We start from the raw sequence: 14,723 nt of genomic DNA on the forward strand, positions 1-14,723 counted from the left end.
ATCCCATGAACCATCGCCTGCAGACCGTGATCGCGCTGCTGCTCGCCGGTCTTTGGGGGGCTGCGCTCGGCTATGTCAATTTCAATGCCGGAAGCGGCCTTCTCGACCGGATGGAAGCCTCGCTTGCCGATATCCGCAGCGCCATCGTCGGGTCGAAGACGCCGCCTCCGGTCGTTTCGATCGTTGCGATCGACGACCGCACCGCTGGGGCGCACGGCTATCCGCTCGATCGGGCAACACTTGCGCGCCTCACCAACGTGATCAACGCGTTGAAGCCGAAGGCCCTGGCGATCGACATTCTGCTGGTCGATCCGGGGCCGGAGGCGGGTGATGCGGCGCTGACATCAGCCCTTCGCCAGGGGCCAAGCGTAATTGCGGCCGCGGCCACGTTTGCGCAAAGCAGCCAGCGGGTCACCGATGCGGCCGAGGATCCGTTTGCCGCCATCCCGGAGGCAAATCAGCTGCTGTTGCCGCTTCCCCGCTTTGCCGAGGCCGCCGCAGTCGGCATCGTCAACGTTGCAACCGACCAGACCGGCACGCCGCGCTTCATTCCGCTGATCTCGCGTGCCGCAGACCGGCTGGATCCGGCTTTTCCGTTGCGTGCCGCGTCGGTGGCGCTCGGCGTCGATCCTACGATCGAACGCGACGCCATCATGCTCGGAAAGTTGCGTATTCCCACAGATATCGGCCAGCGGCTGCCGGTGACCTTCTATGGCCGGCACGGCACCATCGCCACCTTCAGCGCCGCCGATGCGCTGGATGGCAAGCTTTCGGCGGATGCGGTGGCAGGCCGCATCGTCGTCATCGGTTCGACTGTCACCGGCGGCGGCGATGTCTACCCGACGCCGTTCGATCCCGTCATGCCCGGCGTCGAGGTGATGTCGACGGCGATCACCCATCTTGTTACCGGCGACGGCATGGTGCGCGACCGCAGGATGCGGCTGATCGATGCCGCCACCGCCATCGGACTGCCGATCGTGCTCGTGTCGATGGTCGCCTGGCGGAGGAGTGCGGCAGGCTATGTCATCATCGTGCTGACGCTGATCGTCTGGGCGATGCTCAATCTGTCGGCCTTCGCAAATGGCTACTGGCTGAGTGCGGCGCTGCCGATCGCCGCGGCGCTGCCGCCGGCGTTGGTTTATGGCGCGGCCGAACTCTGGCTCGACCGCGGCCGCGCCCGCCATTATGCCGAGCAAAGCGCGCGCCTGCAGCGCATCGAGGCGCCCGGGCTCGGCGAGTGGCTGGCGCGCGATCCGAATTTCCTCGCCGCGCCAGTGCGCCAGAATGCCGCCGTCATCTTCATCGATCTCTCGGGCTTCACCGGCCTCAGCGAAAATGTCGGGCCAGTGGCGGTGAGCGAGATGCTGAGCGGCTTCTTCGAATTGGTCGATGAGGAGGCGCGCGCCCATGGCGGCGCCATCACCAGCTTCATGGGCGACGGAGCGATGATCCTGTTTGGCCTGCCGGAGCCCGCCGATGACGATGCCGCCCGCGCTGCCGCCTGCGCGGTCAGTCTGTGCGAGCGCACAAGAGCCTGGCTTCAAGCGCATGCGGGCTTTGCCCAGAAGAAGATCGGTTTCAAGGTCGGCGCCCATTGCGGCCCGATCGTTGCCTCGCGACTAGGCACCGGCGACCGGCAGCAGATCACGGCTGCAGGCGATACCATCAATGTCGGCAGCCGGCTGATGGAGGTCGCCGCCCGCCATGGCGTCGAGCTGGCGCTGAGTGCCGAAATCGTCCGCGCCGCCGGCCCCGACAGCGTGCTCACGCAGTCCGGCCGCATGGAGGGACCGTTGGAAACGGCGCTGCGGGGCCGGGCAAGCCGCATCGACGCCTGGCTGTGGCGCAGCCGCACGCTTTGACAATCGCTGCGGGAGCGGCTAGGAACGGCGCAAATACCCAGCCGGCTGGCTCCGGCCATGGCGCAGCAACGCGCCTGACAGCTCCGAAAGATCGAACTCATGACAGAATTTAACGGCGTCGTTCCGGCGATCGCCAAGGCGTTGCAGAAGCGCGGTTACGCCGAACTCACCCCGGTGCAGAAGGCGATGCTCGATCCGGCGCTCGCCGCTTCCGACGCGCTGGTCTCGGCCCAGACAGGTTCCGGCAAGACTGTCGCCTTCGGTCTGGCGCTGGCGCCGACGCTGCTTGAGGGCAGGGAGCGCTTCGGCAATGCCGGCGCGCCGCTCGCCCTCGTCATCGCCCCGACGCGCGAGCTTGCCCTGCAGGTCAAGCGCGAGCTCGACTGGCTCTTTGAGATGACCGGCGCGGTGATCGTCAGTTGCGTCGGCGGCATGGACATCCGCAGCGAACGCCGGTCGCTCGAGCGTGGCGCCCATATCGTCGTCGGCACGCCCGGCCGGCTTTGCGACCATATCCGCCGCAGGGCGCTCGACATGTCGGAACTGAAGGCCGCCGTGCTCGACGAGGCCGACGAGATGCTCGATCTCGGTTTCCGCGAAGATCTTGAATTCATCCTCGATGCGGCGCCGGACGAACGCCGGACGCTGATGTTTTCGGCAACAGTGCCGGCTGCGATCGCCAAGCTCGCCAAGAGCTACCAGCGCAATGCCGTGCGCATCAGCACCGCGGCCGAGGAAAAGCAGCATATCGATATTGAATATCGCGCACTGATGGTCGCCCCGAGCGACCGCGAGAATGCGATCATCAACGTACTGCGCTATTACGAGGCGACCAATGCCATCGTCTTCTGTTCGACGCGCGCGGCCGTCAATCATCTGACGGCGCGGTTCAACAACCGCAATTTCGCCGTGGTGGCGCTGTCCGGCGAGCTGACGCAGAACGAGCGCACCCACGCGCTGCAGGCGATGCGCGACGGGCGCGCGCGGGTCTGCATCGCGACCGACGTTGCCGCCCGCGGCATCGATTTGCCGGGCCTCGATCTCGTCATCCATGCCGACCTGCCGACCAATCCGGACACGCTGCTCCACCGCAGCGGCCGCACTGGCCGGGCCGGACGCAAGGGCATCAGCGCCATGATCGTGCCGCTGAATGCACGGCGCAAGGCAGAGCGCCTGCTTGAGAATGCCGGTATTTCGGCTGCCTGGGCGCGGCCACCTTCGGCCGAGGAGGTGAGCGAGCGCGACGACGAGCGGCTGCTCGCCGATCCGATCTTCCACGAAACGCCGCAGGAGGAAGAGCAGGGGCTGGTACAGCAGCTTCTCGCCAGCCATGGCGCCGAAAAGCTTGCCGCCGCTTTCTTACGTCTTTACCGCACCAATCATTCGGCGCCGGAGGATCTGCTCGAGGTCACCGTGCAGGACGATCGCAGCCGCAAGCGCCGCGACAATGCCGAGCCGTACGAGCCGGCGCAGAAGGGACTGCGCGAAGATTTCGGCGCCAGCGTCTGGTTCTCCGTCTCGGTCGGGCGCAAGCAGAATGCCGAGCCGCGCTGGCTGATCCCGATGCTCTGCCGCAACGGCAATGTGACGAAGCGCGAGATCGGCGCGATCAAGATGCAGCCCGAGGAAACTTTTGTGGAGATCGCCGCGGCGAGCGCCGAAAGCTTCCTGGCGGCGATCGGTCCGAACAAGGCGCTCGAACGCGGCATACGCGTGACCAGGCTTTCCGGCACGCCGGATTTCAGCCGGGCGCCTGCGCCGAAGTCTTATGCTGGCAAGCCATCCCGTGACGAGCGGCCCGACGACGCGTTCCGCGCCGAGCGGCCGAAAAACAAGTTCGGCAAGGGTCCGGGCGGCGGATATGCTGCAGCCGACAATAGCGGCGGGGAAAGACGGGATAGCAAACCCTGGAGCAAGAAGCCGGGCAAACCCCCTTTCGATGGCCCGAAGTCCGACAAGCCGAAATACGACAAGCCGAAATTCGAAGGCCCCAGATCCGATGCCCCCAAATATGAGGGTAAGGGCGGCGCCGCACCGAAGAATAAGTTTTCAAAGAAGAAGCCCGGCTGATTTTGCCGGCAGCCCTTCGCTGGTCCGGCGGAGGGCTTTGGGCCGTATCCCCGAGGGAGGCAAGGATGGTGATGGAAACGGCGATCCTCAGCGTCCCGGTTTTCAGTACGCTCTGCAATGAGGCCTTCCGGCTGCGGCGCGCCGTTTTCGTGCATGAGCAGAAGGTTCCCGAAGCCGAGGAATTCGATGCCGACGATCTCAGCGCCCATCATCTCGTCGCCGTCACGGCAGGCGAGGTCTCCGGCACATTGCGGGTCATTTACGCCGAGGAACATGTGAAGATCGGCCGGGTTGCGGTTGCCGGCCGATGGCGCGGCTGCGGCATTGCGGCCGCAATGATCGGGCGTGCAATGGAACTGCACAGCGTTGCCCGCGACAACCGCTTCTATCTGACAGCGCAGGCCGACAAGCTGCCGCTCTACGAGCGTTTCGGCTTCGTCGCCTATGGCGCGGAATTTCTTGACGGTGGCATGCCGCATCTTGCCATGAAGAATTACTGAGCTTCGCCGGCAGGAGCCACGACGATGAAACGCCCGCGCACGCCACAACCCGATCCAGCCGCCTTCATCAGGGCCAATCTGCCGATATCGCCCGTTCCCTCCGTCCCCGAAATCCGGCTTCATCAAGCAGGACCTGCGAGCGGGCTCTGGCGGCTTGCCGGCCGCGGAGAGACCGATCCGGCGCCCTACTGGGCCTATCCCTGGGCCGGCGGCGCGGTGCTTGCCCGCCATCTGCTCGATCGACCAGAAATGGTCGCCGGTCGCCACGTCCTCGATCTCGGCGCCGGCTCCGGGCTCGTCGCTATCGCGGCGGCAAAGGCCGGAGCAGCCATGGTGACGGCGGTCGATATCGATGCCAATGCAATCGCCGCGATCGGCATCAATGCGGCGATCAATGGGGTTACTATTGCGGTCGTCGCCGCCGATATCATCGGGACGCCCCCGCCGGAGGCGGATGTTCTCGTGGTCGGCGACCTATTCTACGATCCCGCCCTTGCCGTGCGAGTGACGGCCTTCTTGCGGCGTTGCCAGGCAAGCGGCATCGAGGTGCTGATCGGCGATCCCGAGCGCGCCTATCTTCCGCAGGGCGAACTCCGGCGAATCGCGACCCATGCGGTTGCGGATTTCGGCGCGGGCACGGGCCGCGGGGCGGCGCAGGCGGGGGTTTTCTCGCTCCGGCAATAGCTGAAGGCAAGATTAAAACTCGCTTTGGCTGATGCGTTACCGTCTATCAAATGACTGTGTGGTCGATGCAGACACCATGCCTTTATTTTCGGTCGTCAACGCAGATTCCGGCAGACTCACACGAAAAAGGATGGATGCCGAAAGTTGTTGGAAGGGTCACATCAAAACATCTGTTGTCGGTGGTGTCGTCCACGTCGATCAACGCAAGCCATTGCTTTGTACTTTTGGTGGGATAATGGTCTTCAGTCGGATAGTAGAACCTCGAATAACATTGAAGTGGCAGAACTTCCTTCGGGAGTATTCCAGTCTTTATCAGATTCTGAAATTCATCTTCGTTAGCCCGTATTCCTTTTGCGATGAAATCAGTCACAAGCGGCTGGAGTTCCGGGTAGTTCGCAACGCAATTGCTTACGGTCTGATCTTCGTTGCCTTTATGTGTGGAGACGATGTAGCCAACGCTGCCTGCCGCCGACTTGTACGCCCCAAGTTTGCTTCCATCCAGGATCGTATAGCCTTTCAGCACACCTGACTTCTCAATCAGCGACCGATACCGCCTGAGATGCTCGTCCATATGATCCGAGCAGAGAATAAGAGTTTTGGGCGTCATCTCGTCTTTGCGATCAGGCATGCTCCACTCGATCGCCCAGGGGGCACCGAGATCGGACGGTGGCTCCAGTGCGGGGCTTCCTTCTACCGCCGCAACGGCGGACGAGTATGCCGCGAGGAGGATCACAGCCGATATCATGCAGCGAGATAACATTGGCATCACCTACAAACGTGGCTCCTGCGCGTTCATCAGCAGGTAGAAACGGAATACGCTCAGACGTGGAAATAAATTACAACTATAATCAGGCTAAAAGGTCGGGCCGCAACAGCATGACTGGGCAGGGCGATCCGGCCGGCAATTCCGGCGCATGCGGTGGGCGGATGACGAGGCAGTCGGCTTCGGCGAAGACCTTCATCATCGAGGAATCCTGCTTGCCGAAAGGCTCGGCGAGCCAGTGGCCGGCGACGGATTTCGAAAGTTTCGCCCTGATATAGTCCTGCCGGTGGTCGTTGGCGCGCAGTGTGACGGCCGTATCCACCGTTACCTCGCGCCGCACCGGCGGCAGGGAGGCGAGCTTGCGGATCAGCGGCTCCAGGAAGAGCAGAGAACAGACGAGGCTGGAGACCGGATTGCCGGGCAGGCCGAGCACATGGATCTCGCCGAAGCTGCCCACCATCAGCGGTTTACCGGGGCGCATGGCGATGCGCCAGAAATCGAGCTGCATGCCGGCCTCGATCAGCGTGGCCTGCACCAGATCATGGTCGCCGACCGAAGCGCCGCCGAGCGTGACGATCACATCGACCTTGGCGTCCCGCGCCGTGTCGATCGCCGCGCTGATCTTGGCCTTGTCGTCAGGCACGATGCCGAGATCGAGCACATCGCCGCCGGCTTTGCGGGCAAGGGCTGCAATGCCAAACGTATTGGATGCGATGATCTGCGAAGGGCCGGGCGTGCTTCCGGGCGGCAGCAGTTCGTCGCCGGTTGCGAGGATGGCGATCAGCGGGCGCCGTAGCACCTCGACATCGGGCCGGTTCATGCCGGCAGCGACCGTCAGTCGTGAGAAATCGAGCACGGTGCCGGCCGACAGCACCGCTTCGCCTTCGGCGAAATCCTGGCCGCGCGGACGCACATGCTGGCCCTGCCGCACAGGGAAACTGGTTCGGATACCGCCGTCGATCTTCTCCGCATCCTCCTGCAGTAGGACGCTATCGGCGCCTGGCGGAACAGGCGCGCCGGTGAAGATGCGCACCGCCTCTCCCTGGCTGACGCTGCCCTCGAAGCCGTGGCCGGCGGACGACGTGCCGATGACCTTCAGCTCGGCGCCCGGCTCCGGCGCGTCTTCGCGGCGTAGCGCATAGCCATCCATGGCGGAGGCATTGAAGGGCGGCTGGGTCAGGCCGGCCGTCAGATCGACGGCCAGGACGCGGCCCTCAACCTCGGCAAGCGGCAGCGTCTCGGACGCAGCAATGGGCTTTGCGCTGGAGAGCAAGCGGTTCAGGGCCTCGGCGACCGGGAGTAGGTTCATCTCGCCTCCGGATGACGGAAATCGCCGGATTTTCCGCCGGACTTTTTAAGAAGTCTGATGCCGCCGATCTCCATTGCCTTGTCGGCCGCCTTGGCCATGTCGTAGATCGTCAGGCAAGCGACCGAGACGGCGGTCAGCGCCTCCATCTCCACACCGGTCTTGCCGGTGAGCTTGGCGGTCGCCGTAACGCGCAGGCCGGGTAAGGCGGTATCGTCCTCGATCTCGACCGTGACCTTCGTCAGCATCAGCGGATGGCAGAGGGGGATGAGATCGGCGGTGCGTTTTGCCGCCATGATGCCGGCAAGGCGCGCGGTGCCGATGACATCGCCCTTCTTGGCATTGCCTTGGCGGATGAGAGCAAGCGTTTCCGGCGCCATCTTCACATGGCCCTCGGCAATGGCGACGCGCACCGTCTCGGCCTTGTCGGAGACATCGACCATATGCGCCTCGCCGGAGGCACCGATGTGAGTGAGACCTGGCTTTTGGCCGCTCATATCATTCGGCCGCGATGGCGGCTTCGCCAAAGAGCAGCGCGCGGGTGGCGGCCGCCACGTCCTCCTTGCGCATCAGGCTTTCGCCGACAAGGAAGGTTTTGATGTCGACGGCCTGCAGGCGCTTGCAATCGGCATGGGTGAAGATGCCGCTTTCGCCGATCAGGAGCCGATCATCAGGCACCATGGGGGCAAGCGCCTCGCTGACCGTCAGGCTGACCTCGAAGGTACGCAGATTGCGGTTGTTGATGCCGATGAGCGGTGAGGAGAGTTTTAGCGCCCGCTCCATCTCCTCGGCGTCGTGGACCTCGACCAGCACGTCCATGTCGAGGGCGAAGGCCTCGTCCTGCAGGCGTTCGGCTTCATCGTCGGACAGCGAGGCCATGATCAGCAGGATGCAATCGGCGCCCCAGGCGCGGGCTTCGTGCACCTGGTAGCTCTCGAACATGAAATCCTTGCGCAGCGCCGGCAGCGCGCAGGCCGCGCGGGCGGCTGTCAGAAATTCCGGCGCGCCCTGGAAGCTCGGCGTATCGGTCAACACCGAAAGGCAGGCGGCACCGCCGGCCTCATAGGCGCTCGCAAGCGACGGCGGATCGAAATCCGGGCGAATGAGGCCCTTCGAGGGGCTTGCCTTCTTGATTTCGGCGATCAGGCCGAAGCGGCCGGCATCACGCTTGGCAATCAGCGCCTTGTGGAAGCCGCGCGGCGCGGACTGGCCGGCCTGCATTGCCTTGAGATCGGCAAGCGACACTGCCGCCTTGGCAGCGGCGATCTCCTCGCGCTTGTAGAGTTCGATCTTCGTCAGGATATCGGTCATCGAACAATCCTAGTCGATATCGTTGGAAACGGCGATGAGTTTGTCGAGGGCGAGCGCGGTCGCACCGCTATCCAGCGAATGCGTGGCAAGCGTCATGCCGTCGCGGATCGTTTCGACCTTGCCGGCGATGACGAGCGAGGCGGCGGCATTGGCGAGCGAGACATCGCGATAGGCATTCCTGGCGCCGCCGAGCACTTCGCGAAGCGCTGCGGCGTTGGCAACACCGTCACCGCCCTTGATGTCGGCAAGCAAGCAAGGGCTGACGCCGAAATCGGCAGGCGAGAGCTCGAAGGTTCGGATCTTGCCGTCTTCGAGTGCTGCAACTTTTGTGATGCCGGTGGTGGTGATCTCGTCGAGGCCGTCGCCATGGACCACCCAGACGCATTCGGAGCCGAGATCGCGCATGACTTCGGCAAGCGGCACCAGCCATTGCGGCGAGAAGACGCCGAGCAGCTGGCGGCGGACGCCGGCCGGATTGGAAAGCGGCCCGAGCAGGTTGAAGATCGTGCGCGTGCCGAGCTCGACCCTCGATGGGCCGACATGGCGCATGGCGGAATGATGCAGCTGCGCGAACATGAAGCCGACGCCAGCTTCCGTGATGCAGCGGGAGATGATCTCGGGACCGACGTCAAGCTTGACGCCGAGTGCGGCCAGATTGTCGGCTGCGCCCGATTTCGAACTCAGCGCCCGGTTGCCATGCTTGGCGACGGGAACACCGGCCCCGGCGACGATCAGCGCCGCCAGCGTCGAGATATTGTAGGTGCCGCTGGCATCGCCGCCGGTGCCGACGATGTCGATCGCATCGGCCGGCGCCTCGACGGTCAACATTTTCGAGCGCATCGCGGTGACGGCGCCGACGATCTCATCGACGGTTTCGCCGCGCACGCGCAGCGCCATCAGGAAGCCGCCGATCTGCGAGGGCGTCGCCTGGCCCGACATCAGGATGTCGAAGGCGGCGCGGGCCTCGTCACGCGTCAGCGGCTCGCGGCTTGCGGCCTTGGCCAGGAACGGCTTCAGATCGGTCATAAAGCCTCCTAGCGGACCGTCGCCTGTTCAGCGAGCGTCTGGTTGATCTGAGCGCCATACTGCGTCTGCAGCAGGTTCACCATCTGATCGAGAATATCGTCGCCGGCGGCATTGGCCATGGCGGTGATCTGGGCATCGCGGTTGTTCAGCACGTCGCCGGTCGGCTGGGTGTTGACCTCGGTGACCTTCAGCAGGATCTGCGTCGAGGGATCGGCGCCGACGGCACTCGCGACCGTATCAACCGGACCGGAGAAGGCGGCGGTGACGCCGGCCCGGCCGAGGACTGCATCATCGGTTGAGCGGGTGACACCGCTCTTGCTTTCGACGGCAATGCCGAGCGGCGTTGCGATATCGGCAAGGGCCGTGCCTTTCTTCGCCTCGGCCTTCAATGCGTCGGCCTTCTTGGCGAGCTCGGCCTTCTGCTGCTCCGCCGTCCAGTCCTCGACGGCCTTTTCGCGCACTTCGGTGACTGGGCGGTCGCGGTCCGGCGTGATTTCGCGGACGTTGAACCAGACATAGCCGTCATTGCCGATCGGCAGCGGCGGCGCATCGACGCCGACCTCGGTCTTGAAGGCTTCGCCGAGCAGCTGCTGCCTGGCTGGGATATCCTTGACCTCTTGGCCATCCTTGTCGGCGCCGGTCATATCGACGGCATCGACAGTCACGGCCTTGAGATTCAGCTGGCCGGCAATATCCTCGAGCGTCGAACCGCCAGCGCGCAGGTCCTCGATGCGGTCATGAACGTTGATCACTTCCTGGGAGGCGTTGGAGAGCGCCAGCTGCTTGCGGATATCCTCCTTCACCTCGTCGAAATTCTTCGCCGTTTCCGACTTGATGTTGGTGACGCGCAGGATGACGGGGCCGAAGGAGCCATCGACGACAGGCGTCGTGCCGCCATCGCGCGAAACCGCGAAGGCCGCGTCGGCAACGGCCTGGTCGGGAACCTTGTCCTTGGTGAACTCACCGAGCAGCACGTCGCTTGCCGTCTTGCCCTGGTCGGAGACCAGCTGGTCGAACGTGGTGCCGCTCTTCAGCGCCGTTTCGGCGGCAGCGGCGAGATCCTTGCTGGCGAAGGTCAGCTGCTCGATGGTGCGGCTTTCCGGCGTGCGATAGCTATCCTTGCTCTTGTCGAAGGCTTCGTGGATCTGGTCTTCGGTGACGGTCGCGGCATCGGCGATATCGCCAGGCTGCAGCTTGAGATAGACGAGCTTGCGGTATTCGGGCGCCCGATAGCGCTGCTTGACACCTTCGAACCACGTCGCCAGCACGTCGTCGGCAGGCGCCTTGATCGGCTCGATATTGGCATTGGTGAGCAGCAGGTATTCGACGCTGCGGCTTTCGTCACCATAGAGCTTCAGGGCGTCGACCAGCGTCTTTGGTGCGGTGAAGCCGTTGGAGATGGCATCGACCACCTGGCTGCGGACAGCGACCTTGCTGCGCTCCTTGATGTAATCATCCTGGCGGATGCCGGCATTTTGCAGGCGCGAGATGAAGAGCTCGCGGTCGAACCGGCCGTTGACGGCCTTGAAAGCCGGATCGTCAGCGATCAGCTGGGCGAGGCGATCTTCCGAAAGGCCGAGGTTCATGTCTTCGGCGAGCTGGTCGAGCGAGGCGCCGGCGACGAGTTGGGCGAGCACCTGCTGTTCGACGCCGAAGGCGCGGGCCTGCTCGGGGGTGAGGCGCGTGCCGAACTGCTGGCTGAGGCTTGCCACCTGGCGCTGATAGGCGAGGTGGAATTCGTTGACGTCCACATGCTGATCGCCGACGGTCACGACCGTGGTGCTGTTGCCGCCTGACAGCAGCTCATGCGACACGCCCCAGACGCCGAAGGACGCGACGAGCAGAAGCAGGAGCAGCTTGGCAACCCAGGTCTGAGCAGCTCTTCTCAGGATATGGAACATAGAAACGCAAACCTCGCAGTATCATTGACCCGCGCGCGGGCGGACATTCGACGTTCCTTAAAACAAACCCGACAGGAAATGAAGGGTTTGTCGCGCGAAAAGCTGCACAAGGCGGCGGCTTCACCGCGGCGGCTTTGCGGCGAACAAAAGATCGGTTGCGGCGGAACCTTTCGGGCCGCCATTTCGTTGAAGCGGCATCCCATGAAACAGGAGCAGACCATGGCAGAATTGAAAACCGCTTCCGCCGAATCCACCGCTGCGCGCGTCAAGGCTGATATTGCAGCAGACGATCTGTCGGCGCAGGTCGCAGCCCTTCGCAACGATCTCTCCCGACTGACGGAAAGCGTGGTCGCGCTGGGGCAGGGGGCGAAGTCGGCGGTGACCGACGAGGCTTCGCTGATGACGGAACGGCTGCGCGACAAGGTGCGCGAAGAACCGCTCGTGGCACTCGCCGTGACGGCAGGCATTGCCTACGTGTTTGGCCTGCTCAGCCGTCGCTGAACGGGAATTCAGGGCAAGGAAAAGCCGGACGTCATGAACGCCCGGCTTTTGATATTTCCGACCACCCGGCAAGGCGCCGGAGGCCAGCTGCGACCGAGTCAGCGGCGGATGACACGCCCGATTGCAATCAGGATGCAGGCACCGATGAAGCCGGTGATCAGATAACCCAGCCAACCGGCAAGCGGCTGGATGTTCAACAGACCCAGGACCCAGTTGGCGACGATGGCGCCGACGATGCCGAGCAATATGTTCATGAGCAGGCTCATGCTGCTGCTCATGACCTTTTCCGCCAGCCATCCGGCGATGCCGCCGATGATGATGGCTGCAATCCAACCCACGCCTGCGTTTTCCATGGTTATCTCCCTCCTGGCAAAACGAGTCACAGAATGCACGAAACGAAAGGAAGTTCCACTCCCAGTTACCGAGATCGCGTGCGCGTTCAGCAACTTATGTGACTCACGGCTGCAGCAGGGTGACCGGAGAGTGCAAAGCGTGAGCGACAATCTGGAACAACAGGCCGGCAATGGCGAGTATTGCAAATCCGAATGGCATGATCAGGCTTTTGCTAAACATCTTTCCTCTCCCCTTTTGCGTAAAGCATAGGCGGAAGCGGACGGAGCGCAACAATATTGTTAACGGATAGTTAAGCTTGGCAATTAATTAAAATTAATTACATCAAGAAGTGTAAGAATACTTGCGGATGTTGAAAACTTTGTTTTGCACCTTTCCCGTGTTATTGACGGATCATCTGCGATCTATGCGCTTCAGACCTTCCGATCCCCGCCTTTGTCGTCGAGGCAGAACATGGTGCTGCTATCTCTCCGGATCGCAAACCAATAAGCCGCGGAACGCGGTCGGCACCGGGTCCAGTGATCGCGCGCCTTAAGGCCAATCCATTTGCCGCGCGGCAATCAGCTCCGGTGGACGATCAGCATAAAGACGAGGAAGGACGCTGTTGCGACCGTCGCGGCGAAGGCAATCTGGTAGTCCATGTTCGTTAGCCCCATTGGATGGCTCCCGTAAACGCCTGTGGCGTCACCGAGTTCCATGTCGCGAGTTCGCGCTTATCGCCTGCGGATTGATTTTGGCGAAGAATGCGTCATCTTCCTGTTCTTAAGAGTTAGAGCGTGATGTCGTCCGAAAACCGCTCACACTTTTCGGCATCATGCTATCGCCATTCAATCCGGGGAACCACTTGATGCCAAAAGCTGCAATCGCCATCGCCTGTATCTGCCTGCTGACACTTTCCGGCTGCGGCAATACCGCATACGGGCTGAAGAAGGATGGACAGGAAGCAAGCCACGCCATGGACAATGCGACACATCGGGTGCTTTCGGCCGGCGCCAAGAAGTGATGCAGGCGATGGAATAAAAAAGCCCGCCTGGGGTGAGGCGGGCTTAGGACTAACAGGGAGAATGGACGGATAGACTCCGCCTCAACTAATACAGCATTTTCTTAAGCGCATGACTTTACGTCATTCGACGTAACGGCGACCGGCAACGACCGATGCCGCCATGATTCGGAATCGAATCGGAGATATCCGGATCGAATCAGAAGTTGCCCCAGTTCTGAGCGCGGGCACGAGCGCGAATAATCCGGTATTCGCGACCGCCATAGAGCGAGCCGATTGTCAGCAGAAGCGTCAGAACGTCCCAGATGATATGCATGTTATCCTCTTAGGTTGGACGGCCCTGCCGTCGATCGGTGAAGATACAATAGCAATCTTTCGAACGTGCTTATATGACAAGAAATCGGGATGAGCGGGAAAGCCGGCAGGGCGCTTCCGCAGAGGAGAGGCGGCGTTGCCGCCTTGGAGCAGCAAAGTGAACAGATTCGACGGCGGCTTATGACGATTTTCTCCGTCCGCCACATCACGTCCTATCGTTACGTCAGGGACGTCGATTTCGGCGAGCATCGCTTGATGTTCCGGCCGCGCGACAGTTTCGACCAGCGGCTGCTCGAAGCATCGTTGACGATTTATCCCGAGGAAAGTCAGGTGCGCTGGATCCACGATGTTTTCGGCAATTGCGTGGCGCTCGTCGATTTTTCGAGGCCGGCGTCCGAACTTCGTTTCGAAACCTGGATCACGCTCGATCATACGCCCCAGGTCGCCCTGGATCTCAAGGTGGACGACGCGGCCCTGATCTATCCATTCTCCTACGACAAGGACGAGATCGCCGATCTGACACCGGCGATGCAGCGCCATTATCCCGACCCTAACGACGAGGTCGGACGCTGGGCGCGCCAATTCGTGCGCCAGGGGCGTCCGACGGAGACCGGGCATCTGCTGATGACGCTCTGCTACGCCATTCGGGAGAGCTTCGTCTATGCGCGGCGCCAGGAACATGGAACGCAGACGCCGGTGCAGACCTTGCAGCTTCGCTCCGGCACCTGCCGGGATTTTGCGCTTCTGATGATGGAGGCGGCACGCATCCTCGGCCTCGCGGCGCGGTTCGTCACGGGTTATGTCTATGTTCCCGACCGGGACGGCTCCACCGTGCTCGGCGGCGGTTCCACGCACGCATGGTGCCAGATCTATCTTCCAGGCGCCGGCTGGACGGAGTTCGATCCGACCAACGGCATTGTCGGCAACCGCGATCTCATTCGTGTCGCGGTTGCCCGCGATCCGCGTCAGGCAGTCCCGTTGAGCGGCAGCTATGACGGGGACGGGAAAGATTTCGACAGCATGACGGTGCAGGTCAACGTCACCACGAGGTAATCTCGACTACCTCCGAGGTAACCTTGGATTACTCCGGGGTAATCTTGATTACCCCGAGCCGGCCGCGCAGTGACAGTCCC

14 protein-coding genes are annotated in these 14,723 nt (G+C 62.7%); 7 read left to right on the forward strand and 7 right to left on the reverse strand.

The window, feature by feature from the left end; genetic code table 11:
• The first annotated feature begins 5 nt into the window (after window positions 1–5).
• The 4 genes from GFM02_RS20195 (at window position 6) to GFM02_RS20210 (ending at window position 5,116) form a co-directional block, all read left to right on the forward strand.
• Window positions 6–1,862, forward strand: coding sequence for a CHASE2 domain-containing protein (locus GFM02_RS20195; protein ID WP_168322557.1), 1,857 nt, complete (start codon window positions 6–8; stop codon window positions 1,860–1,862).
• A gap of 99 nt (window positions 1,863–1,961) precedes the next feature.
• Window positions 1,962–3,932, forward strand: a complete 1,971-nt coding sequence (locus GFM02_RS20200; protein ID WP_168322558.1) for a DEAD/DEAH box helicase — start codon at window positions 1,962–1,964, stop codon at window positions 3,930–3,932.
• A 65-nt stretch (window positions 3,933–3,997) separates the two neighbouring features.
• Window positions 3,998–4,432 (forward strand): GNAT family N-acetyltransferase, encoded by a 435-nt coding sequence (locus GFM02_RS20205; RefSeq protein WP_168322559.1) that lies wholly within the window; start codon window positions 3,998–4,000, stop codon window positions 4,430–4,432.
• A 24-nt stretch (window positions 4,433–4,456) separates the two neighbouring features.
• Window positions 4,457–5,116 carry a class I SAM-dependent methyltransferase gene (locus tag GFM02_RS20210; protein ID WP_168322560.1) on the forward strand — a complete coding sequence of 220 codons (660 nt, stop codon included), beginning with the start codon at window positions 4,457–4,459 and terminating at the stop codon, window positions 5,114–5,116.
• Window positions 5,117–5,198: 82 nt separating this feature from the next.
• Here GFM02_RS20210 and GFM02_RS20215 read toward each other — a convergent pair whose 3' ends face one another.
• The 6 genes from GFM02_RS20215 to GFM02_RS20240 form a co-directional block, all read right to left on the reverse strand.
• A complete protein-coding gene (locus GFM02_RS20215; RefSeq protein WP_168322561.1) occupies window positions 5,199–5,876 on the reverse strand; it encodes a hypothetical protein in 678 nt (225 codons plus the stop codon).
• An 88-nt stretch (window positions 5,877–5,964) separates the two neighbouring features.
• On the reverse strand, window positions 5,965–7,188 hold the full coding sequence (locus GFM02_RS20220; RefSeq protein ID WP_168322562.1) for a molybdopterin molybdotransferase MoeA: 1,224 nt from the start codon (window positions 7,186–7,188) through the stop codon (window positions 5,965–5,967).
• Complete coding sequence (moaC, locus tag GFM02_RS20225) at window positions 7,185–7,682, reverse strand: cyclic pyranopterin monophosphate synthase MoaC (protein WP_168322563.1); 498 nt, start codon at window positions 7,680–7,682, stop codon at window positions 7,185–7,187. Before moaC ends, GFM02_RS20220 begins: the two co-directional genes overlap by 4 nt.
• A gap of 1 nt (window position 7,683) precedes the next feature.
• The gene (gene trpC, locus GFM02_RS20230) at window positions 7,684–8,496 is read right to left on the reverse strand and encodes an indole-3-glycerol phosphate synthase TrpC (RefSeq protein WP_168322564.1); all 813 of its coding nucleotides are present in this window, start codon (window positions 8,494–8,496) and stop codon (window positions 7,684–7,686) included.
• Window positions 8,497–8,505: 9 nt separating this feature from the next.
• A complete protein-coding gene (gene trpD / locus GFM02_RS20235) occupies window positions 8,506–9,522 on the reverse strand; it encodes an anthranilate phosphoribosyltransferase (RefSeq protein WP_168322565.1) in 1,017 nt (338 codons plus the stop codon).
• Window positions 9,523–9,530: 8 nt separating this feature from the next.
• Window positions 9,531–11,423, reverse strand: coding sequence for a peptidylprolyl isomerase (locus GFM02_RS20240; RefSeq protein ID WP_168322566.1), 1,893 nt, complete (start codon window positions 11,421–11,423; stop codon window positions 9,531–9,533).
• Between the two features lie 219 nt (window positions 11,424–11,642).
• Between GFM02_RS20240 and GFM02_RS20245 the strand changes: the two genes are divergently transcribed.
• Window positions 11,643–11,924: a hypothetical protein gene (locus tag GFM02_RS20245; protein ID WP_025394620.1), complete on the forward strand. Its 282-nt coding sequence runs from the start codon at window positions 11,643–11,645 to the stop codon at window positions 11,922–11,924.
• Between the two features lie 98 nt (window positions 11,925–12,022).
• Here the strand turns inward: GFM02_RS20245 and GFM02_RS20250 are convergent, their stop codons facing one another.
• Window positions 12,023–12,277, reverse strand: a complete 255-nt coding sequence (locus tag GFM02_RS20250) for a GlsB/YeaQ/YmgE family stress response membrane protein (RefSeq protein ID WP_168322567.1) — start codon at window positions 12,275–12,277, stop codon at window positions 12,023–12,025.
• A gap of 845 nt (window positions 12,278–13,122) precedes the next feature.
• On the opposite strand from GFM02_RS20250, the gene GFM02_RS20255 reads away from it, so the two are divergent.
• Entirely contained in the window at window positions 13,123–13,278 is a 156-nt protein-coding gene (locus tag GFM02_RS20255) for a hypothetical protein (protein WP_018445292.1), read from the forward strand.
• A gap of 492 nt (window positions 13,279–13,770) precedes the next feature.
• Window positions 13,771–14,643, forward strand: coding sequence for a transglutaminase family protein (locus GFM02_RS20260; protein WP_020050019.1), 873 nt, complete (start codon window positions 13,771–13,773; stop codon window positions 14,641–14,643).
• Window positions 14,644–14,723: the final 80 nt, after the last annotated feature.

The organism is Rhizobium leguminosarum bv. viciae, assembly GCF_012276115.1.
Lineage (GTDB): Bacteria > Pseudomonadota > Alphaproteobacteria > Rhizobiales > Rhizobiaceae > Rhizobium > Rhizobium leguminosarum_T.